22 protein-coding genes are annotated in these 21,236 nt (G+C 66.1%); 10 read left to right on the top strand and 12 right to left on the bottom strand.

The features are described from left to right. Positions 1-2: 2 nt before the first annotated feature. Positions 3-872, bottom strand: a complete 870-nt coding sequence (locus tag BMX99_RS08220; RefSeq protein ID WP_093449911.1) for a CPBP family intramembrane glutamic endopeptidase — start codon at positions 870-872, stop codon at positions 3-5. A 189-nt stretch (positions 873-1,061) separates the two neighbouring features. Here BMX99_RS08220 and ilvD point away from each other — a divergent pair, with 189 nt between their 5' ends. The 5 genes from ilvD (at position 1,062) to BMX99_RS08195 (ending at position 5,861) form a co-directional block, all read left to right on the top strand. Then, positions 1,062-2,819: a dihydroxy-acid dehydratase gene (gene ilvD / locus BMX99_RS08215; RefSeq protein WP_093449908.1), complete on the top strand. Its 1,758-nt coding sequence runs from the start codon at positions 1,062-1,064 to the stop codon at positions 2,817-2,819. Next, on the top strand, positions 2,806-3,489 hold the full coding sequence (locus tag BMX99_RS08210) for a hypothetical protein (protein ID WP_093449905.1): 684 nt from the start codon (positions 2,806-2,808) through the stop codon (positions 3,487-3,489). The genes ilvD and BMX99_RS08210 overlap by 14 nt, the downstream gene beginning before the upstream one ends. Before the next feature lie 120 nt (positions 3,490-3,609). Further along, positions 3,610-4,407, top strand: a complete 798-nt coding sequence (locus BMX99_RS08205) for a DUF6478 family protein (protein WP_093449903.1) — start codon at positions 3,610-3,612, stop codon at positions 4,405-4,407. Between the two features lie 12 nt (positions 4,408-4,419). Next, positions 4,420-4,791, top strand: coding sequence for a hypothetical protein (locus tag BMX99_RS08200; RefSeq protein WP_093449900.1), 372 nt, complete (start codon positions 4,420-4,422; stop codon positions 4,789-4,791). A 164-nt stretch (positions 4,792-4,955) separates the two neighbouring features. Then, entirely contained in the window at positions 4,956-5,861 is a 906-nt protein-coding gene (locus BMX99_RS08195; RefSeq protein WP_093449898.1) for a LysR family transcriptional regulator, read from the top strand. A 120-nt stretch (positions 5,862-5,981) separates the two neighbouring features. On the opposite strand, the gene BMX99_RS08190 is transcribed toward BMX99_RS08195, so the two are convergent. The 4 genes from BMX99_RS08190 to BMX99_RS08175 are packed head-to-tail and all read right to left on the bottom strand — an operon-like array spanning position 5,982 to position 9,023. Then, positions 5,982-7,013, bottom strand: coding sequence for an OmpA family protein (locus BMX99_RS08190; RefSeq protein ID WP_093449895.1), 1,032 nt, complete (start codon positions 7,011-7,013; stop codon positions 5,982-5,984). After that, positions 6,985-7,557 carry a peroxidase-related enzyme gene (locus tag BMX99_RS08185; RefSeq protein WP_093449892.1) on the bottom strand — a complete coding sequence of 191 codons (573 nt, stop codon included), beginning with the start codon at positions 7,555-7,557 and terminating at the stop codon, positions 6,985-6,987. Before BMX99_RS08185 ends, BMX99_RS08190 begins: the two co-directional genes overlap by 29 nt. Before the next feature lies 1 nt (position 7,558). Next, positions 7,559-8,305 carry a GNAT family N-acetyltransferase gene (locus tag BMX99_RS08180; RefSeq protein ID WP_244525501.1) on the bottom strand — a complete coding sequence of 249 codons (747 nt, stop codon included), beginning with the start codon at positions 8,303-8,305 and terminating at the stop codon, positions 7,559-7,561. Beyond that, positions 8,298-9,023 carry a competence/damage-inducible protein A gene (locus tag BMX99_RS08175; protein ID WP_093449889.1) on the bottom strand — a complete coding sequence of 242 codons (726 nt, stop codon included), beginning with the start codon at positions 9,021-9,023 and terminating at the stop codon, positions 8,298-8,300. Before BMX99_RS08175 ends, BMX99_RS08180 begins: the two co-directional genes overlap by 8 nt. 51 nt (positions 9,024-9,074) lie before the next feature. Here BMX99_RS08175 and sfsA point away from each other — a divergent pair, with 51 nt between their 5' ends. Together sfsA and map are read left to right on the top strand one after the other, a co-directional pair. Further along, positions 9,075-9,788: a DNA/RNA nuclease SfsA gene (gene sfsA, locus BMX99_RS08170; RefSeq protein ID WP_093449886.1), complete on the top strand. Its 714-nt coding sequence runs from the start codon at positions 9,075-9,077 to the stop codon at positions 9,786-9,788. Between the two features lie 207 nt (positions 9,789-9,995). Continuing rightward, a complete protein-coding gene (gene map / locus BMX99_RS08165) occupies positions 9,996-10,817 on the top strand; it encodes a type I methionyl aminopeptidase (RefSeq protein ID WP_093449883.1) in 822 nt (273 codons plus the stop codon). A 318-nt stretch (positions 10,818-11,135) separates the two neighbouring features. On the opposite strand, the gene pcaF is transcribed toward map, so the two are convergent. Next, on the bottom strand, positions 11,136-12,329 hold the full coding sequence (gene pcaF, locus BMX99_RS08160) for a 3-oxoadipyl-CoA thiolase (protein WP_093449880.1): 1,194 nt from the start codon (positions 12,327-12,329) through the stop codon (positions 11,136-11,138). A 144-nt stretch (positions 12,330-12,473) separates the two neighbouring features. On the opposite strand from pcaF, the gene BMX99_RS08155 reads away from it, so the two are divergent. Continuing rightward, complete coding sequence (locus BMX99_RS08155; RefSeq protein ID WP_093449877.1) at positions 12,474-12,815, top strand: DUF2794 domain-containing protein; 342 nt, start codon at positions 12,474-12,476, stop codon at positions 12,813-12,815. 41 nt (positions 12,816-12,856) lie between these two features. On the opposite strand, the gene BMX99_RS08150 is transcribed toward BMX99_RS08155, so the two are convergent. From BMX99_RS08150 to BMX99_RS08140, 3 genes are all read right to left on the bottom strand, one after another. Next, positions 12,857-13,720 (bottom strand): C40 family peptidase, encoded by an 864-nt coding sequence (locus BMX99_RS08150; protein WP_254771997.1) that lies wholly within the window; start codon positions 13,718-13,720, stop codon positions 12,857-12,859. Positions 13,721-13,726: 6 nt separating this feature from the next. After that, positions 13,727-15,112 carry a leucyl aminopeptidase family protein gene (locus BMX99_RS08145; RefSeq protein ID WP_093449871.1) on the bottom strand — a complete coding sequence of 462 codons (1,386 nt, stop codon included), beginning with the start codon at positions 15,110-15,112 and terminating at the stop codon, positions 13,727-13,729. A 146-nt stretch (positions 15,113-15,258) separates the two neighbouring features. Further along, the gene (locus BMX99_RS08140; RefSeq protein WP_093449868.1) at positions 15,259-15,648 is read right to left on the bottom strand and encodes a hypothetical protein; all 390 of its coding nucleotides are present in this window, start codon (positions 15,646-15,648) and stop codon (positions 15,259-15,261) included. A 181-nt stretch (positions 15,649-15,829) separates the two neighbouring features. Between BMX99_RS08140 and BMX99_RS08135 the strand changes: the two genes are divergently transcribed. Further along, positions 15,830-16,480, top strand: a complete 651-nt coding sequence (locus BMX99_RS08135; protein ID WP_093449866.1) for a carbonic anhydrase — start codon at positions 15,830-15,832, stop codon at positions 16,478-16,480. A 95-nt stretch (positions 16,481-16,575) separates the two neighbouring features. Here BMX99_RS08135 and BMX99_RS08130 read toward each other — a convergent pair whose 3' ends face one another. Continuing rightward, positions 16,576-18,288 carry a mucoidy inhibitor MuiA family protein gene (locus tag BMX99_RS08130; RefSeq protein WP_244525499.1) on the bottom strand — a complete coding sequence of 571 codons (1,713 nt, stop codon included), beginning with the start codon at positions 18,286-18,288 and terminating at the stop codon, positions 16,576-16,578. A gap of 42 nt (positions 18,289-18,330) precedes the next feature. Between BMX99_RS08130 and BMX99_RS08125 the strand changes: the two genes are divergently transcribed. After that, on the top strand, positions 18,331-18,840 hold the full coding sequence (locus BMX99_RS08125) for a relaxase/mobilization nuclease domain-containing protein (RefSeq protein WP_254771996.1): 510 nt from the start codon (positions 18,331-18,333) through the stop codon (positions 18,838-18,840). On the opposite strand, the gene BMX99_RS08120 is transcribed toward BMX99_RS08125, so the two are convergent. After that, the gene (locus tag BMX99_RS08120) at positions 18,837-19,859 is read right to left on the bottom strand and encodes an aspartate-semialdehyde dehydrogenase (RefSeq protein WP_093449861.1); all 1,023 of its coding nucleotides are present in this window, start codon (positions 19,857-19,859) and stop codon (positions 18,837-18,839) included. The genes BMX99_RS08125 and BMX99_RS08120 overlap by 4 nt on opposite strands. Before the next feature lie 166 nt (positions 19,860-20,025). Continuing rightward, positions 20,026-21,177, bottom strand: a complete 1,152-nt coding sequence (locus tag BMX99_RS08115; RefSeq protein ID WP_093449859.1) for an MFS transporter — start codon at positions 21,175-21,177, stop codon at positions 20,026-20,028. Between the last annotated feature and the right edge of the window lie 59 nt (positions 21,178-21,236).

Here is a 21,236-nt window from a genome sequence, read left to right as displayed (position 1 = left end):
GATCAGACCCGCAGCACGATCCGTGCGCCCAGCCAGGTGATCAGGATCAGCATCGCTTCAATCAGGAAGACGGGCCAGATCGTCGGGTCCGACAGGTCGATGGCAACGATGAACAGCGCCATGCCCTCCATCTGCCCCGCCGCGCCCACCAGAAAGAGAGAGGTGAAGTTGTTCACCAGGTGCATCGCGATGGCCGGGCCAAGCGTGCCCGCCCGCGCGGTGATGTCCCCCGCCGCCAGCGCAAAGGCCAGCGTCACGCCGATCACCAGCCACCGGTTCGGGCCGATGGATGGATCAAGGTGCAGCAGCGCAAAGATCACCGCTGGCACCGTCAGCCAGACCACAGGCGACCGGAACCGCGCCGCCAGCTGCGATTGCAGATAGCCGCGAAAGACCAGCTCCTCGATCCCGATCTGCACGACCAACATGACCAGCGCCAACGGCAGCCAGCGCAGCCAGACCAGCGGTGACAGATGCAGCACCGGATCCTCCCCGCCCGGTGTGGGCAGCAGCATGGCCAGCGCGACCACCACCGCCTGCACCGCCATGACCCGCACGAACTGATGCCGCGCCAGGGCAAAAGACCCGATCAGCGACCGGACCCTGCGCCGATGCAGCCGCCGCATCACGATCCACAGCGCCAGGGTCGGACACAGGAAGGTCGACAGCGTCCAGATCAGCCCCTGGGGCGAAGCCGCCGGGTGCAGAAAACTCAGATCCACGTGGCGCGACGCCCATTGCTGGCCAAGCAGCCAGATCAGCGCGAACACCAGGCTCAGCCCGGTGATCAGCGCCAGCCCCAGCAGGGTGCGCCACAGCTCGCTCCGGGGGCGGGCGGGGTCGGAAAGGGTCTGCTGCGCCGCGTAGGTCATGGCTCCTTGCTATAGGCAGCCGCCGCCGCCCGCAATCATGCCCGCGCGACCGACCGCAACGAAAGCCCCCTCACCCCTGCCGGGCCGCGCGCAAATGCGCACGCCAGACGAACCGCCAGCAAACAGCCTTGTCTGGTCGGATCGCGTCATTTATCCCCAATTCAGCCAGACATCCCGGGGGGGGCAAAGATGACCAAGTTCGACAAGTCCCGGCTGCCAAGCCGATACGTCACCGAAGGGCCAGAGCGCGCGCCGCACCGCTCCTACCTCTATGCCATGGGCATTTCCGAGGAAGAGATCCACCAGCCGCTGATCGGCGTGGCCACCTGCTGGAACGAAGCCGCCCCCTGCAACATCGCGCTGAACCGTCAGGCCCAGGCCGTGAAACTGGGCGTGAAAGCCGCGTCCGGCACGCCGCGCGAATTCACCACCATCACCGTGACCGACGGCATCGCCATGGGCCACGAAGGCATGCGGTCGTCGCTGGCCTCGCGCGAAGCCATTGCTGATACGGTCGAACTGACCATGCGCGGCCATTGCTATGACGCCATCGTGGGCCTTGCGGGCTGTGACAAGTCGCTGCCGGGCATGATGATGGCAATGGTGCGTCTGAACGTGCCTTCGGTCTTCATCTATGGCGGGTCGATCCTGCCGGGCAAAGCGCCCCAGATCGACGAGATCCCGGAAGATTTCCGCACCCGCGACCTGACCGTGCAGGACATGTTCGAAGCGGTCGGCCGCCACCAGAACGGCACCATGTCCGACGCCGCGCTGGACATCCTGGAACGCGTCGCCTGCCCGTCCTCCGGGGCCTGCGGCGGCCAGTTCACCGCCAACACCATGGCCTGCGTGTCCGAAGCCATCGGCCTGGCGCTGCTGAACTCGTCCGGCATGCCCGCGCCCTACGAATCCCGCGACCAATATGGCGAGGCCTCGGGCCGCGCTGTCATGAACCTGATCGAAAAGAACATCCGCGCCCGTGACGTCGTGACCCGCAAATCGCTGGAAAACGCCGCCCGCGTCGTGGCCTGCACCGGCGGCTCGACCAACGCCGGTCTGCACCTGCCCGCCATCGCCCATGAGGCCGGCATCGACTTCAACCTGGATGACGTCTGCGAGATCTTCCGCGACACGCCCTATTTCGTGAACCTCAAGCCCGGCGGCGATCACGTCGCCAAGGACCTCTTCGACGTGGGCGGCATTCCCGTCGTCATGAACGAACTGCGCAAGGCCGGCCTGATCCACGAAGACTGCATCACCGCCTCTGGCAAGACCATCGGGGAAGAGCTGGACACCGTCACCCGCAAGGCCGACGGCAAGGTCATCTACCCGATCGAAACGCCGATCACCAAGACCGGCGGTGTGGTCGGCCTCAAGGGCAACCTGGCCCCCGAAGGCGCCATCGTGAAGGTCGCCGGCATGAAGGCCGAAGAACAGGTCTTCACCGGCCCCGCCCGCGTCTTCGAATGCGAAGAAGACGCCTTTGCCGCCGTGCAAAAGCGCGAATACAAGGAAGGCGAGGTCATCGTCATCCGCAACGAAGGCCCCGCAGGCGGCCCCGGCATGCGCGAAATGCTGGCCACCACCGCGGCCCTGTCCGGTCAGGGCATGGGCAAGAAGGTCGCGCTGATCACCGATGGCCGGTTCTCGGGCGCGACACGGGGCTTCTGCGTTGGCCATGTCGGACCCGAGGCCGCCCATTGCGGCCCGATCGCCCTGTTGGAAAACGGCGACATGATCACCATCGACGCGGTCAGCGGCGAAATCTCGGTCGCGCTGAGCGAGGACGAGATGGCGACCCGCAAGGCCAGTTGGAAAGGCCCGCGCGACACGATCTATGCCAGCGGTGCACTGTGGAAGTACGCCCAGCTGGTCGGCAAGACCTACCTGGGTGCCGTGACGCATCCCGGCGGCAAGGCCGAAAAACACATCTATGCCGATCTCTGATCGTATCATCCCGACATCGCAAGGGGCCGGGCGGGCAGGAACCGCCCCGGCCCTTTTTGCGGCGCTGGCGCTTCTGGGTCTGGCGGCCTGCGACGATTCATTCGGGGCACCCGGTGCCCGCCCCGGCGCGGTGCTGGACAGCGCCACGCTGGACGAAGGGTCGATCCGCATCAAGGGACCTGCGGGCTATTGCGTCGATGGCACGTCGCTGCGCGACCGGGGGCCCAAGCAATTCGCCCTGCTGGCGCAATGCGACCTGCTGCGGTCGAACGAGGTGGCGGGCGTCACCTCGCTTGCCTTCATCACGGTGACCGCCGTCCGGGCCGAGGCCGACGCGCCCCTGCCCTCGGCCGAGAGCATCGCCAAGACCTTCGGCCCGGCCACCGTTCTTTATTCCGCCGTGATCGACGACATCCGCATCGTGCAGCTGAACGCCGGCGGCACCTCGGCCACCGATCAGGCCGACCCGGTGCACTGGCGCGGCGTGCTGAATGCCAACGGCCATGCCATCGGGCTTGCCGCCTATTCCATGCAGGACGGATCCGGCGCGGGGCTGGAGGGGCGCAACCTTCTGCTGCGCCTGGCCCGCAACATCCGCAACGACAGCGGGGCGCTGGCGGCCACGGGCGACGGGGTGAAAGACGGGGTCAAGACCGCCCCCGGCGGCTGACGTGCAAAGCTGTGGCCGGATGTTAACCATTCACCTATAAGGGTCACAGGGATCAAGAACACGGGACACGGGCCTTTTGCGGGGTCTGGAAACCGAACTCGGGCAGTACATCGGGCATCCATGGTGAACGCACTCAAACTTCTGCTGGACCGCTGGCGCACCCAGGCCGAGCTTCGCCGCTGGAAGACCACGGCCCGCGCGGCCCGCACCATGCCGCTGTCCGATCTGCGCGCCACCCGCGCCCGTGCCCGCAGCCTGCGCCAGCCGCTGGACGACCTGCTGCATGCCGCCGAATCCCGGCTGGCTCTGCCGGTGATTGGTTCCAACGTCTTTCCCCTGCCCCATGGCACCGACTGGTCCTGGCGGCCCGAGCTCTGGCGCGGCCCGATCGCCGAACATGGCATCGCCTCGGCCCCGTCGAAATCGCGCCTGGGACACGAGATTACGTTGCACCACGATTGCATCCGGTCGGAACTGTCCCTTCGCCAGATCCGCAACACCCGGGCCGAGGATCTGGCCCCCTTCGGGCTGCGCATGGATGTCTTTGCCTTCGACGGATCCTTCCTGTCGCTGGTGGTGGAACTGCCGCCCGAGGCGCTTCAGGGCCTGAAGGCTTCGCACCTGATCCGCCTGACCATGCGGGTCGAACTGGAAAAGCCGCTGGAAATCTTTGCCCGGCTCAACATCAAGCACGGGCCCAACACCGAACAGATCGTGCGCGAATTTCCGATCAACGCCCCGGCCCCGGGTCACACCCCGGCCGAGGAGAACATGATCGAATTCGACCTGGCCTATGCCGACCTGAACGAGGACCGGCTGGAAAACGCCTGGCTGGACCTGATCTTTGAAGGCCCCGAGATGAACCAGGTCACCCTGCGCGACCTGACCCTTGCCCGCTGCCCCCGCGCCGAATTCTGACAGGAGGACCCGATGAGCATTCTCAAGGTGACACGCACCCGTCTGAACAATGGCCGATACGAAGGCGTGATCTCGGACGTGCCCGAGGGCATCCGCCCCGGCATCGCCGCCCGCTTCCGCGACAAATCGATCGAGGATCTGTCCATCAGCCCCGCCGGCGACGGCACCTGGCGGCTGACCTTTGACGTTCCGGTCAGTGCGATTGGCGACGGTGTGCAGACAATAACCATCGTCGAGGCAAACACCGGCGACGTTCTGGACAGCCTTGCCATAATCGCCGGCGACACCGCCGACGAAACAATCCAGGCCGAACTGGCGCTACTGCGGGAAGAACTGGACCTGTTAAAGCGCGCTTTCCGGCGACATTGCGTCGAAACCGCCTGAATCTGGCGAAATAAGGCCGGAAACGACCCGTTTCCCTGTTTCCAGCCCATAAACGATCCCGACATTACCCCTGTATTGACGATGGCGCGCCCGGATTGTGCCCGATTTCCCTGTGAAACCTTTTGCCAAGGCAGAACGTAACTTGCAGGCAGAAAGGTTAAGGAATGGACCGTCTGACAGAAATGGAAGCATTCGCGACGGTCGTGGATCAAGGTGGTTTCACCGACGCGGCCAAGAAGATGGGGATCTCGAAATCCGCCGTGTCCAAACACGTGTCCTCTCTCGAGGCGCGTCTGGGCGCACGTCTTCTCAACCGGACAACCCGTCGCGTGTCACCGACCGAGATCGGCTTGGCCTATTACGACCGTGCCCGCCGCGTCCTGAACGACGCAGGCGAGGCCGACGCACTGGTCACCTCCATGCAATCCGCGCCCTCGGGTCTTCTGCGGATCAGCGTCGCGACCGATTTCGGCGTCAATCACCTGTCGCCGGTTCTGGGTGAATTCCTGTCCGAATTCCCCGACATCACGGTCAACATGGTGCTGAACAACCGCTACGTCGAACTGATCTCAGAAGGCTTCGACATGGCCATCCGCATCGGCGAACTGGAAGACAGCACCCTGCGGGCCCGCAAGCTGACCGATACGTCGAAACGCATGATCGCCGCGCCGGGCTATTTCCAGAAATACGGCCGGCCGCAGAAGATCGACGATCTGAATGAACACAAGCTTCTGCATTATTCGTCGCAGGCCTCGGGCAACGTCTGGAAACTGACCGCCCCCTCGGGCGAGAAACGCCAGGTGCGCACCGCCGGCTGGCTGTCGGTGAACGACGGGCAATCGCTGCTGAATGCCGCCATCGCCGGTCTTGGCATCGCCTACCTGCCGTCCTTCCTGTATGCCGAAGCGATGCAGCAGGGCCTGGTCGAGGACGCGATCCCCGATCTTCCGGTCGAAACCCAGGGCATCTATGCCGTCTACCCGCCGGGCCGGTTCACCCAGCCCAAGGTCCGCGCCTTCATCGACTTCCTGGTGCGCGCCTTCGCGGAAAAAGGCCCCGACGCCTGGTAAACACTGGTAAGCGCCCCAAGGTTTCGCGCCCGGCACCCCGGGCGCATCCCCTTCCCCCCGCCTGTCATCAGGCCACTCGCCCGGCGATCCGCCGGGCATTTTCGTCTTCACAGGTCTGATCTAGTCGACCAGCAGCACCACCTCGACCCGGCGGTTCATGTCGCGCCCCTCCGGGGTCAGGTTGGTGGCGATAGGCGACAGGTACCCGACGCCGCGCGCGGTGATCTGTGACCCTGTGACACCGAAGACCGACACCAGCTGATCGCGCACCGAATCCGCCCGGGTCTGCGACAGCGCGGTGTTCGACGCCAAAGACCCGACCGCGTCCGTATGGCCGACCAGCACGACCCGGCGTTCGGGCTTTTCCGACAGATAGGCCGCCAGCGCCGCGAGCGAGGGGTAATCCTTTTCGCTCAGTGCGCCGGCACCGGATGCGAAATCCAGATCGCGCAGCACCACGTGGCCACGCGCCTTCAGGCGGTTGATCAGGTCGGTGTCGCCCGGATCGGCAGGGGACGGCGTGGCGGGGGCGGCCAATGGGGCCTGGGTCGAAGGCGAGGACTCGGTCGACGGGGGGGCCTGGGTCGACGGGGGGGCCGCGTCGCGGCGGGCGACCTCGTAGATCTGCACGAAGCGGTTGGCGCGGCCCTTGCTGACCAGGACATAGACATGTTCCTCGCGCCCCGCATCGCCCCTGCGCCCGACCAGCACGCGGTAGTCGAAGATGTCGACGTTCATTTCCGGCGCGGGCAGCACCGGCAAGGCAAAGCGGAAGTCGAACCCGCCACAGGCCTCGGACGCGCAATCCAGCACGACCTGATACCCGGCATCCTCCATGTCCTGCCGCAAGCCCTGAAGCACCCGCAGCGTCGGCAGCGTCGGCGAGGGGATCGCCCAGGCGCGGCGGCGCAGACTGCCCTCGACCTCTTTCAGCATGCCCGTCTCGCCCAGCCGGGCCACCGGGATCCGGATCGAGGCCGTGGCGGCGGTGTCGTCAAAGGTCCGCCGCGCGGCCTCGGGCAGGCTGACCGGATCGAAGGCCAGGCCCGCGCCCGGCAGGATGCAGGCCGCCAGCCCGACCCCAAGCCCGAACCCAAGCCAGGCCCCGGCAAAGACCCGCGACCTAGCGCGCCTGGGCGTGGTAATCGTCATTCGGACGCATGTCGGTGGCGCTGGCCACGCGGTTGGTCATGTTGAAGAAGGCGGCGACGTTGATGATGTCCCAGCTGTCCCGGTCGCTCCAGCCATGGTCGCGCAGCAGCTGGCGGTCGGCCTCTTCGATCTTGCGCGAGCCCTCGGTCACCTTGGCGGCGAAATCCAGCATCACGCGCTGCTTCGGATCCAGATCGGCGACGCGGTAGTTCATCACCATCATCTCGCCCAGCTTCGGATCGCCCGACAGCTCTCGCACCGCCGCGCCATGCGCCGTCAGACAATAATAGCACCCGTTGATCGAGGACACGACGACCGCGATCAGCTCACGCTCAAGCTTGGTCAGCCCGCTGTCGCCCAGCATCAGGTCGTTGTACAGCGCGGTAAAGGCGTTCAGCTTGTCGATGTCGAAGGCATGGGCCTTCAGCACGTTCGGCACCATCCCCAGCTTGTCCTGGCAGATGTCGAAATACTTCTGCGTCTTCTCGGGCAGCGGATCCACCATGGGCAGATCCAGCGCCGTGGGCTGGTCCTTGGACGGCATCTCAGCTCTCCTTGATGCGGTAATGGTACTGGCCGATCTGGCGCATGCCCAGCTTTTCATACAGCCGGTTCGCGGGGATGTTCGACGCCACGCAGAGCACCGCGAAGTCCGTCGCACCCTGGCGGGCCGCCCATTGCGCGGCGTGGATGCTCATCGCGCGGCCCATGCCCGACCGGCGGGCGGCGGGAATGATCTCAAGCGCATGCATCATGCCGATCCCTTCCGAGACGCCGACATAGCAGGTGCCGCCCGGCGAATTGTCATGCCGCCCGATCAGCGCGGTCTTGGGGCAGGCCGCCCGTTCCATGACCGCGATCCGGTCGGGGCCAATGCCGCCTGCGGCCCAGAACTCCAGCTGGATGGCCAGCGGTTCCCAGACGGCCAGACTGGCCTGTTCCACATCGGTGTCTTCCCCGATCAGCGCCGCGACAGGGATCGTCAGAATGCGCGTCTCATCGACCACCGCGTAGCCACGCGCGGCCAGGATCGAATCCAGGTCCTCATCCCCCGGTCGCAGCGAAAACAAGGGCTTCTGCCCCATGTCGCGCATCCGGCGTTCCGCCACCATCACGTCGTCCGAGGTCACCGGACCATTGGCCGTGGCCGCCGTGACCCGCTTGCCGCCCCCGGGCGAGGATCGCAGCACGAAGGGGCCACAGTCGGTTTTCTGCGCGGCGGGCCAGGTGACATCGGCGCAGGTGAAATGGCGGGCAAGGTCTTGGGTCATGTCGGGCGTGGTCTCAGGCATCGGGAAAAGCCTCTTGCAGGGCGATCATGGCCGCGTCGATGCGCGCGCCGTCGGTGCCGCGCACGACCAGCTGCGCGCCGTAGACCCCATTGGCCTGGAAGGGATAGGACCCGAAGGACAGATCGTCATAGACACCCGCCAGATCCCGCAGGGGACCGGCGATTTCGCTTTCGGGGCGCATCACGCGCAGTGCCTGGCTAAGAAGCGGGGTGCCCCCGGTCAGCTGCGGCAGGACCGAAGCGACCATGGCCTGAAAGACGCTTGGCACACCGGCCATCACATGCACGTTTTCCACCGTGAACCCCGGCGCGGTCGAGACCGGGTTGTCGATCAGCGCCGCGCCATCCGGGATACGCGCCATGCGCAGCCGCGCCTCGGTCAGCTCGACCCCGCGCGCGCCATAGGCTTTGGCCAGCAGGGCGCGGGCGTCGTCGCGCACGTCGATGTTGCGACCGAAGGCCTCGGCGATGCAATCGGCGGTGATGTCGTCATGGGTCGGCCCGATCCCGCCCGAGGTGAAGACCTGGTCGAACCCTTCGGACAGGGCGCGCACCGCCGCCACGATCGCTGGCGCATCATCCGAGACCACGCGCACCTCTTTCAGGTCGATCCCGACCTTCACCAGCTCTTGTGCGAGATGGTGCATATTGGCGTCCCGTGTCCGGCCCGAGAGGATTTCATCCCCGATGACCAGCATGGCGGCAGTAGGGTTGGACATGAAACCTCCGGTGCTTTGTTTTCTGGTTTGATAAGGGTATAGGCCCGGCTCATGCGCTTTCAAACCCCTCTCGTCCCCGCCCGCCTGCTGTGTCGCTACAAACGCTTCCTTGCCGATATCAGGCTTGAGGACGGCACCGAGGTGACGGCCCACTGCGCCAACCCCGGATCGATGCTGGGCCTGGCGGAACCGGACAGCCGGATCTGGGTCGAACCCAATGACGATCCGAAGAAAAAGCTGAAGTACGGCTGGCGGCTGGTCGAACATGAGGACGGCGGTTTCACCTGCGTCGACACCGGCACCGCCAACCGCGCGGTGAAAGACGCGCTGATCGCTGGTCAGATCGCCGGGTTCGAGGGCTATGACCAAGTGCTGCCGGAACAGAAATACGCCGAGAAAAGCCGGATCGATTTCCTGCTGCGCGGCCCCGACCTGCCCGACGCCTATGTCGAGGTGAAATCGGTCACCCTGTCGCGCCAGCCGGGCCTTGCGGAATTCCCCGACAGCGTCACCGCCCGCGGCGCGCGCCACATGGCGGATCTGGCCCAGATGCGCGCCGAAGGGCACCGCGCCGTCCTGCTGTATCTGGTGCAGCGCAGCGATGCCACGCGGGTCACCGTAGCCGCCGACATCGACCCGGCCTATGCCACCGCCCTGCGCGACGCCCAGGCCCGGGGGGTCGAGATCATTGCCATGGGGGCCGAAATCTCGCCCCGGGGTATCACCGTGGGCACCACCCTGCCCTTCGCCCTGCCCGACGCCTGATCCCGCCCCCCGATCGACTGTAGGTCGGCCGCAAATCAAGCCGGATCCGCCCCGGCACCGACCGCCCCTGCAACCGGGTTGTTACCTGTCGCGGTCACTCTGCAGGCAGATCTTACGCCGGACGACCCCGGGACTTGCGGCAAAGCCGCGCCCGCAGCGGGCCGACATTGTAGGCAGGCCGGAAATCGCTTATCTGGAAGACAAGACATGAACGAGGCCCCCTTGGACGAGAAAAGCCATATCACCCGCGACGGCATCCGCATCTATCAAGAGGTGGACTTCCCCGGCATGCACAAGGCCGGAGCCCTGGCCGCCCGCATCCTGGACGAGATCGCCGAACACGTCGTGCCCGGCCAGACCACCGGAGAGCTGGACCGCATCATCGAAGAGAAGGTGAATGCCGCCGGCGCGACCTCGGCCACGATCGGCTACAAGGGGTATCAGCATGCCTCGTGCATCTCGATCAACCACGTGGTCTGCCATGGCATCCCCGGCGACAAGAAGCTGAAGGATGGCGACATCCTGAACATCGACGTCACCGTGATCGTCGATGGCTGGTACGGCGACACCAGCCGGATGTACGTGGCGGGCAAGCTGTCGCGCAAATCCGAGCGGCTGATCCAGGTGACCCACGACAGCCTGATGAAGGGGATCGAGGCCGTGCGCCCCGGCGCCACCTTTGGCGACATCGGCCACGCCATCCAGACCTATGTCGAGGCGAACCGCATGTCCGTCGTGCGCGACTTCTGCGGCCACGGGCTGGGCCGTGTTTTCCACGCCCCGCCGAACGTGCTGCATTATGGCCGCCCCGGCACCGGTCCGGTGCTGGAGGAAGGCATGTTCTTCACGATCGAGCCGATGGTGAACCTTGGCCGGCCGGAAACCAAGGTGCTGGCCGACGACTGGACGGCAGTGACCCGGGACAAATCCCTGTCGGCACAGTTCGAACATTCGGTCGGCGTGACGGCAGACGGGGTGGAGATTTTCACCCTTTCGCCCGGGGATATGTTCCACCCGACCTATTCCTGATCTGCGGCCGATGGGCCGTGCAAAACCCGGGCGACGCGAGGGCGCGCCCGGTTTTTTTGTGTGGATTGGGTCGTCTGTGAGGTGGTTTGCGAGCGGCGTGACACTGGCCCTGGGCGGTTCGTTTCGCGCAGGGCCGGCAGCGGGGGCCAGCCCCCGCACGTAGCAGGTAGCGGGGGCCAGCCCCCGCACCCCCGGGATATTTTCGGCAAGAGGATGGTGGCGGGTTTTCTTTATTTGGGGAGTGGTGAGTGCGGCGGCCGGGGGGACGGGTCGCCCGGCCGCGCGCGTGTTGTGAGGAGTCGATGTCGAAGGGCCGGATCAGACCGCTTCGAGCATCAGGGCGATGCCCTGGCCGACGCCGATGCACATGGTACAGATGGCGCGTTTTGCGCCCATGTGGCCCATCGACAGGCCCGCGGTCAGCGCCAGGCGCGCACCGGACATGCCAAGAGGGTGACCCAGGGCAATCGCGCCGCCGTTCGGGTTCACATGTGCCGCATCATCGGGCAGACCAAGTTGGCGGGTGACGGCGAGGCCTTGGGCGGCAAAGGCTTCGTTCAGCTCGATCAGGTCGATGTCGCCGATGGTGGTGCCGGTCATCGCCAGCAGCTTTTCCGTCGCCGGGGCCGGGCCGATGCCCATGATGCGCGGCGGCACGCCGGCGGTGGCCATGGCCGTGATCCGCGCGCGCGGGGTCAGGCCGTATTTCTTCACCGCTTCGGCCGAGGCGACGATGACCGCGCAGGCGCCGTCGTTCACGCCCGAGGCATTGCCCGCCGTCACCGTACCGTTTTCACGGAAGGGCGTCGGCAGTTTCCCGAGCTTTTCCAGCGTGGTGGCGCGGGGGTGTTCGTCGGTGTCGACCACGATCGCATCGCCCTTGCGCTGCGGGATGGTCACCGGCGTGATTTCTTCTGCCAGACGGCCCGAAGCGATGGCAGCCGCGGCGCGTTCCTGCGAGCGCAGGGCGAAGGCATCCTGGGAGGCGCGGTCGATGTTGAAATCCTCGGCCACGTTTTCCGCCGTCTCGGGCATGGAATGGGTGCCGAAATGCTTGTGCATTGCCTTGTTCACGAAGCGCCAGCCGATGGTGGTGTCGTAGATCTCGGCCTTGCGGGAAAAGGCGCTGTCCGCCTTGGGCATCACCAGCGGCGCGCGCGACATGGATTCCACACCGCCCGCGATCACCAGCTCGACCTCGCCCGCCTTCACGGCGCGCGCGGCGGTGCCCACGGCATCCAGGCCCGAGCCGCAGAGACGGTTGATCGTCATGCCCGGCACGTCTTCGCCGATCCCCGACAGAAGTGCGGCCATGCGCGCGACGTTGCGGTTGTCCTCGCCCGCCTGGTTGGCGCAGCCCATCATGACCTCGTCGACCTTGATGCCGGGGTTGCGCGCGGCCAGGTCGCGCATCACCTGGGCCAGCATGTCATCGGGACGCACCGAGGACAGGGCCCCGCCGTAGCGTCCGATCGGGGTTCTCAGGCCATCGCACAGGAAAGCTTCGGTCATGTCGGATCCTCTGATAGTGGTTTTGCGGCAAACTGCGCGGAACTGACCGCGCGGTCAAGAGATGTGGAAGAAGCTTCCGCATGGCGGATGCGAAAAACCGGGAACTCTCTTGATTTCCGGAGCGTTCGGCGCAAGTCTGAGGTCATGACGGTTCAACCACCGACGCCCTTCCCGAAAATGACCAAGGAATGCGTGGCATTTCACCGGACGGAACTGGCCGTGATTCTGTCGCTGTATGGGCGCATGGTCGCGGCTGGGGAATGGCGGGACTACGGGATTTCCTCGCTGTCGGAAGTGGCGGTGTTTTCGGTTTTCCGGCGCACTGCGGAACATCCGCTGTACCGCATCGAAAAGCGCCCCGCGCTGCGCAATCGCCAGGGCATGTATGCGGTGGTCGGCATGGATGGCCAGATCCTCAAACGCGGGCATGACCTGAAGACGGTGCTGCGGGTGTTGGAGCGCAAGTTGATCCGCGCGGTGGACTAAGGCAACGGTCCTTCAGGGGGGCCGCGGCTGAGGAGGCCTGTTCAGGGCCGAGGAAGCCGCCGCCGGCCCGTCACCGCGCCGTCCTTGGCGGCGATCCGCGCGATGGCGCCCTGCATGTCCTCGTAGACCACCTGCATGTGATGGGCATTGGCGTGCAGGATCCTCCCGTCGCCGACGACCATGGCCACATGACCCTTCCAGAAGATCAGATCACCCCGTTGCAATGCGGCATCGTCGGGCAGCGGATCACCCAGGCCGGCCGCCTGCTGATCGCTGTCGCCGGGACAGGCGATCCCGCAGGCCAGGCAGCCCGCCTGCACCAGACCCGAACAGTCGATGCCCAAGCCCGAATTTCCGCCCCAGAGGTAGGGCACACCCAGATAACGCGCGCCTTCTGCCACCGGATCCGTGGGCGGATCCACAGCAGCGATCGGGGCCAGATGTGGCAAGGGCATATGCCGCACCGCCCCCGCATGGGGAAAGGCCGCCCAGTCGCAATTGTCGAATTGCGTGCCCGTCACGCGGACCAGGCTGCCGATCGGCATCGGATCCGCCGGATCGGGGCGCTTCAACGCAGGCTCTGCCGCGCAATAGCTGTTGGCGATCACCCGATGCGTCGGGGTGACAGGATCGTCGGACAGATCCGGCAAGGGCACATAGCCGACATAGCCGTCGCGCGCGGCATAGCCGAAGGCAAAGCCGTCCTGGGTCTCAAGCACCTCGAAGGCCTCACCAAAGGCCAGTTCCCTCTCCCGCGGAAGCGTCGCATCGGGGCGCGACAGGATCCGGGTCACCGGGCGCACGACCCGGTGACGCAGGGGGGCGGTGAACCGCTCGGCCTCGACCTGTCCGCGCAGGGACAGGTCCGCGACCCGCCCGTTCGACTTCAGCACCCGGCGGTCCACCACAGGTCAGAGCCCCAGAATCTCGGGCAGCGCATCCAGCAGCGCCCGCGCGCCCTGACCGACGCCACCCTTGGGGCGGGCGGGCGCGGCGGCGGGCTGCCAACCGTAGATGTCGAAATGGGTATAGCGCGTGCCCTCGCCCGCGAAACGGCGCAGGAACAGCGCGGCGGTGATCGACCCGGCAAAACCACCCTTGGGCGCATTATCCAGATCCGCAATCCCCGGTTCGATCATCGCCTCGTAGGGCGCGTGGAAGGGCATCCGCCAGACCGGATCCGCCACCGTATCGCCCGCACGGGTCAGCGCGGCGACGATATCCGCATCATCCGAATAGAAGGGCGCAAGATCCGGCCCCACGGCCACCCGCGCAGCCCCCGTCAGCGTCGCCATCGACAGCATCAGGTCGGGCGCATCCTCGGCCCCATAGGCCAGCGCATCGGCCAGGACCAGCCGCCCTTCGGCATCGGTATTGTTGATCTCGACCGTCAGCCCGTTGCGCGCGGTCAGGATGTCCTGCGGCCGGAAGGCATTGCCCGAGATCGAATTTTCCACCGCCGGGATCAGCACCCGCAGGCGCAGCGGAAGATCCAGCGCCATGATCATCCGCGCCAGCCCCAGCACCGTGGCCGACCCGCCCATGTCCTTCTTCATCAGGCCCATCGAGGCGCCCGGCTTGATGTTCAGCCCGCCGGTGTCAAAACAGACCCCCTTGCCGACAAGCGTCAGTTTGGGGCCCGTATCGCCCCAGTGCATGTCGATCAGGCGCGGCGCCCCGGTCGAGGCGCGGCCAACCGCGTGGATCATAGGGAAGTTGCGGGTCAGCAAGTCATCGCCCTCGATCACCTCGATCTCGGCCCCGAATTCGGTGGCCAGCCCGGTGGCCGCATCGGCAAGCTCCTGCGGGCCCATGTCACCGGCGGGGGTGTTGATCAGATCGCGGGTCAGCGCCTCGCCCTCTGCGATCGCCTCAATCCGCGCGGCGTTCACACCCTCGGGCGCGACCAGCTGCGCGGACGCGCCAGGTTGGTCGCGGTAGCGGTCGAAACTGTAGCCGGCCAGCAGCCAGCCAAGCGCCTCTTGCTCGAGCGCCGGGCCGGTCAGGTCGGTGATCAGGCGATAGGTTCCGGCAGGCAGTGCGGCTGCGGCGGCGGCCAGGGCAAACCGGCCCCGGGCGCGCTGATCCGCCGTGCCATGGCCCGCCACGGCCATCATCGGAGCGCCATTGCCATCGGGCACCACCACCGCCGATCCGATCCCGGCGCTGAACCCCAGGGCCTTCAGCCAGGTGGCAACAGCCCCGCCCTGATCCGAAAGCCAGCCATCCAGCGCAGCGGCATCGACAAGGTGAAGGGGAAGGGCCGCATCATCAGCGGCAGCGAAACGCATCGGCATGGGGGTACTCCTGGCAGTTGCGGCAGAGCCTAGCCCGTGGCCCCGCCGCTGCAAGGGCTTTCGCTGCAACTGCGCAAACCCTTCGGGGCATGGGCACCCCCGGCCCTACGCCTGCCTGTCGACCGGGGCTGACCCACCCCGCCGGATCACACCTGCACGTTCTGCATATCCCAGATCTCGGTCAGGGACCGTTCCCCGATCCGCAGCAGCCGCGACAGCGTCGCCGAAAGCGCCACGGCATCGCGGCAATCGATACAGGCGGTCACGTCGCCCGCCACCCGCGCCAGGCAATTCATGCCGATCTGTTCGGCGATGCCGGTCAGGGATCGCGCGGCCTTGCGCATGTCGTCCAGGCGATCCTGGCGGAAGAACCGTTCGGTCATCGACAATCGGACGGCCAGTTCTTCCATCGCGCGGCAGACCACATCTTCGGCCCCGGCTTCGCCCAGCTGATCATACAGCGCCTGCAGCCGGTCCGGATCAAGCCGCACGGTTTCATCCTGCGACAATACACGCACCTCTATCACGGTTCTCACCCTCGTTTTTCTTTCCCACAGCCCGGGATAATCGCGGCTGACCCTTCCCAAATCCTTTCCTGCAAAGGCCTTTCCGCAGGAAAAATGCATCAAATTCACTTCAAACCGATCCGGTTCGCGCTATAACCCCGCCTAGCCCGGGCGCCATGGCGCCTTACCCAGTGCGATGAAAGGAAAGATCATGAAGCTTGCCAAACCTCTGCCGGCCTATCTGGTGCAACGGTTCCACGGCTGGAAAGCGACGACCTTTTCGGAAAACAAGGCCTGGTACCGCCGCCTGGCCGACGAAGGCCAGCGCCCCCGTGCCATGGTCATCTCGTGCTGCGATTCCCGCGTGCATGTCACCGCGATCTTCGGGGCCGACCAGGGGGAATTCTTCATCCACCGCAATATCGCCAACCTGGTTCCCCCCTACGAGCCCGATGGCAACCAGCACGGCACCTCGGCCGCGATCGAATACGCGGTGACCGCGCTGAAGGTCGCCCATATCGTGATCGTCGGCCATTCCAACTGTGGCGGCGTGAAGGGCTGCCTGGACATGTGCTCCGGCCATGCGCCCGAGCTTGAGGAAAAGACCAGCTTTGTCGGCCGCTGGATGGACCTGCTGCGCCCGGGATACGAGCGCATCAAGGACATCGAAGGCGAGACCGAGCGCGCCCGCGCCCTGGAAAAACAGGCCATCCTGGTGTCGCTGGATAACCTGATGACCTTCCCCTACGTCGAAGAGGCGGTCAAAAGCGGCAAGCTGTCGCTGCACGGGCTGTGGAACGACATCGGTGACGGCGGGCTGGAGCAGTTCATGCCCGAAACCGGCACCTTTCAGGCGGTCTGACCCCCGGAATTCGGCTTATTGGCTTCAAGAACAGGAAAAGGCCCGGGATCTCCTCCCGGGCCTTCTTTTGTTGCGGGGTGGCTGGCGTGCTGCGCTCAGCGCAGCACCTGCCCCTCGGGCCAGCGCAGACGGTGGTTCAGGGTGATGACCTGCTCGGACCGGGGGTCCATGGCAAAGCGCCATTCCAGCACGCCGCGCCGCCCGTCCACGGCCTCTTCGCTCGGGGCCGGGGTGGCCTCCCAGGTGATCTGCAGATCCTCCTGTTCCGAATAGGGCACCCGGTCGCGCAGGCGGACGTCCCAGGCACGGTCGGTCAGGTTGCGCAGGGTGATCTCGACCGCCTCGACCTGTTCGTTCGAGCGCGAGATCACGCCGCGATCGCCTTCCTGACGGTCCTGCACGATCCGTTCCAGGCGCAGACCTTCGATCGGGCCAAAGGACAGCTCGGCCTTGTCGCCCTCGGCGATCAGGTCAAGGTACCGCTGCCCGACGAAGGTGCCGTCCAGATAGAACCGCGCATCGCCAGAGCCCAGGATCAGCTCTTTGCTGTCGTTGGTGAATTCGGCGGCGACAAAGGCGGTGGCGTCGCTTAGCGGGGTGGCACGGGCAAAGACCTCTGGGGCGAAGGTGACCTCGCCCAGGGCAATGCGCAGGGCGTCGGCCCCGTTGGCGATGTCGACCGGCTGGGCATAGTCGTAAGTGACCGAGATACCGTCGAAACTGGCCCCGGCGGCTTCCTCCATCACCGGTTCGGCGACCATGGTGTCGGCCAGCGTGTCGGCCTCGGCCTTGAAGCTGCGCTGCGCCAGGGGCACCGGGCGCGGCATCTGATCGGGGTCAAGGATGCGGCGCAGCCAGGGCCAGACCTCGCCCGGGGCGGCCTGATCCGCGGGGCGCAGGGTCGAGAGCGTCAGCGCAACATCATCCCAATCCTCGCCCGTCGCCTGCCGCACGAAGGCCCCGCGCTGCATCGTCAGGCCGGGGGCGTCCCCGGTGGTCAGGCGCAGGTCATAAGCCGGCTGCCACGAGGCCGCCTCGGTCGTGTATTGCAACTCCAGCTCTCCGTCGAAGGGGGCGGCGGCGTCGACCTCGACCACCAGATAGGCGCGGTCGTCATTGGCGGTCAGCAGGGCGGCTAGCGCCTGTTCGGCATCCGCCAGATCCTTCTTGGCCTCGCTCACCGCGTCTTTGGCGGGGCGGGCGCGGGTTTCGGCGGCCTGAACGGCGCGGCGTGCGGCCAGCCCTTCTTCTCCGATCAGCTCCAGCAGGGCGCGCAGCTGCTCGGGCGAGGATTGGGCGACACCGCTCGACTGCCCCAGGCCTTCCAGAAAGGTGATCCGCGCTTTTGCCGCTTCGACCTCATCCCGGATCGCCGCCAAGGCATCCTGCGCCTCAAGCAGCGCCGCCTCGCGGGCCTCGACCTCGTTGCGGGCGGCTTCGATCTGGGCGGTCTCCTCGGCATTGCGCGGGGGAACAAGATCATCGCGATAGCTGACAGCGCCAAGGGTCAGGCCCGAGGCCGTCAGCCGCAGCCCCGAGGGATCAATCGCTGGCATGTCCGACAAAAGCAGACGGTGCCGCCCCTCGGGCAGCTGCACCCGGGCCACGCGGGTCAGGCTGGCCCCTTGGGGAAAGACCGTCGCGCTGGCGATGCGGCTGTCCACGGCAAAATCATCGGCCAGCGCAAGGCCGGGCATCAGGGCAAGGGAAAAAGCAAGTGGCGACAGGCGCATGGCGACCTCCTGGATCAAGTCTTCCGCGCGACTGTCGCCAAAGCGCAGCGGAAGGCCAAGGGGCAATCCCGGCATGGGCGGGAAGTGGCCGCAGCGGATGCTAGGGGAATGTTAACCTTGAACCCGCAAGCTGACGGGATGGAGATGATCGCCCTGCACCTGAAACTGCCCCCCGACATGCTGCGCGTGGTCGATGACCTGGCGCGGCGGCGCGACGTGACCGCCGGTCAGATCGTGCGCCAGATGATCGCCGATGGCATCCGCTATGAAACGCAACGCGCGAAGACGCCTGTCAGGGCGGATGAGCAGCTCCTCGCGCCCTTGCGCGCGCGCCTCGCCCGGGACCTCGCCCATGCCGGCAGTTGGCGCGACCTGCAGACCCGCCTGCGGGCGCAGGGCGTCGAGTTCCGCCCCGCCGGTGGCGGCCTTACACTTCACCGCTTTCCCGGGGGTGACAGGCTCTGCAAGGCGTCCGAGCTGGGGTATTCCTACGCCCGGCTGGTTCAGCGGTTCCGCGCCGGGTTTCCCGGTCATGCCCATAGCTGGGTGGCCGACCGCATCCTGACGCAAAAGGGCGGACCCGAAGGCCCGCCCCATGAAGATCCCGTTCTGATCGAGGACGATTAGCCCTTCTTCAGCACCCGCTTGCCTAGGGTCTCGGCAATCTGAACCGCGTTCAGCGCCGCGCCCTTGCGCAGGTTGTCCGACACGCACCACAGGTTCAGACCGTTGTCGATCGTGCTGTCCTGACGGATGCGCGAGATGAAGGTGGCGTAGTCGCCGACGCATTCGATCGGGGTGACGTAGCCGCCGTCTTCGCGCTTGTCGATCACCATGATCCCCGGCGCTTCACGCAGGATGTCGCGGGCCTCTTCCTCGTCCAGGTGGTCTTCGAATTCGATGTTGATCGATTCCGAATGGCCGACGAAGACCGGCACGCGCACGCAGGTTGCCGAAACCTTGATCGCGGGGTCGATGATCTTCTTGGTCTCGACGACCATCTTCCATTCTTCCTTGGTCGACCCGTCTTCCATGAAGACGTCGATGTGCGGAATCACGTTGAAGGCGATCTGCTTGGTATAGACCTTAGGTTCGCGGTCATCGGTCGGGTTGTAAATCGCCTTGGTCTGATCCCAGAGCTCGTCGATCGCCTCTTTCCCCGAGCCCGAGACGGACTGGTAGGTCGAGACCACGACGCGCTTGATCTTGGCGCGGTCATGCAGCGGCTTCAGCGCCACGACCATCTGCGCGGTCGAGCAGTTGGGGTTGGCGATGATGTTCTTCTTGGCATAGCCCTCGACCGCCTCGGGGTTGCACTCGGGCACCACCAGCGGCACGTCCGGGTCGTAGCGATAGAGCGAGGAGTTGTCGATCACGACACAGCCCGCGGCCGCGGCCTTGGGCGCATATTCCTTCGTCGGACCCGAGCCGACGGCAAACAGGGCAATGTCCCAGCCCGAGAAATCGAAGGTATCCAGGTCCTGGGTCTTCAGGGTCTTGTCGCCAAAGCTGACTTCGGTCCCAAGGGACCGGCGCGACGCCAGCGCGGCGATCTCGTCCACCGGGAACTGGCGTTCCGCGAGGATGTTCAGCATTTCGCGACCCACGTTACCCGTGGCACCCGCGACGACGACTTTATAGCCCATTAGAAAAGCTCCTTTCACATTGGGTCGCGCGGCTATACCGCAGCCACGGCCCGGTGCAAAGCGTAATGCGGTGATACCTTATATCAAGGGCGCGGATGCGGCGCGGCTGTCACGGCCCCCAGGCATGGGCCCCTGGCATGGGCCGCACCGGCACCGCCCCATTGGATCAATCCATCCGGTCGCGCGACATCAGGTAGATCAGCAACCCGATGCTTTGGGCCCCTGCGTAGAACAGGAAGACCGGAACAAACCCGCCGCCGGCATAGATCGGCCCGGTGATGACCTGCGCCAGCCCTGCCCCGCCGATCGAGAACAGGTTCATCAGCGTCACCCCCCGCCCGACCAGATGCGGCGGCAGGAAGGCGCGGCCATGGGCCATCAGCATGGGATAATTGCTAAGCACCATGCCGATCACGGCAAAAAGCGCGGCAGCATACCACAGCCCCGAAGGCGGCGCGACGGCCAGCCAGCACACCAGCCCGACCGAGATCGTGGCCCCCGTCACGTTGATCCACTTCCGCGTGCCGAAGATCCGGTCCAGCGGGCCATAGACGAATGTGCCCAGGATCATCGCGGTCGCCATGATCAGCGTGGCATAGCCGATCAGCCGGGCATCCGCGCCATAGGTTTCCGCAAAGAAGGGCCCCGCCCACATGCCGCGCATGCCGGCGGCGGGGGCGTAGTTCACCATGGTCAGCGGCAGGATCAGCCACAGCCCGCGGATCTTCAGCACATCCAGCAGGCTGCCGCGCGGCGCGTCCTGGACCGGCGGCGGGTCGATCACCAGCCGCAGCAGCAGAAGCGCCACCAGGACCGAGGCCAGCGCCAGCACCCCAAGCGACAGACGCCATCCCAGAAGCTCGACCGCCAGGGCAAGCGGCAGCGATCCCGCCAGGTTGCCCGCCTGTCCGAAGGCGATGATCAGCGCCGCGAAAGTGGCGAACATCGCCGCCGGATAGACCCGTGCCAGGATGTAGTAGGACGCCATCAGCACCGGCGAACAGCCGACTCCGATCAGCCCCATGGCGACGACGATCTGCCAGGGGGCCTGCGCCAGGGCGAAGAGGGCCGCGCCCCCGCCCCCGCCGATCAGAAGAAGCCAGCCAGACGTCCGTCGCGGCCCCAGCTGATCCAGCGCCCAGCCCACGGGGATCTGCATGGCGGCAAAGACCAGAAACCACATGCCCGAAGCCAGCGACAGGTCGGCCGCATCCGCGCCGATGTCCGTCTCGAGAACATTGGTCAGGACCGGCAGGAAAGACCGGAAGAACTGGCTGAGCACATAGGCAATCACCAGCAGGAACAGATCGATACGCATGGGCCTCCTCCCAAAGGCTTGCAGGCGGGACGGATCACTGTCCGACGCCAGCCAACCGG

The organism is Pseudooceanicola nitratireducens, assembly GCF_900109195.1.
GTDB classification, from domain to species: Bacteria; Pseudomonadota; Alphaproteobacteria; order Rhodobacterales; family Rhodobacteraceae; genus Pseudooceanicola; species Pseudooceanicola nitratireducens.
This window is presented reverse-complemented; position numbering and strand designations above follow the sequence as displayed.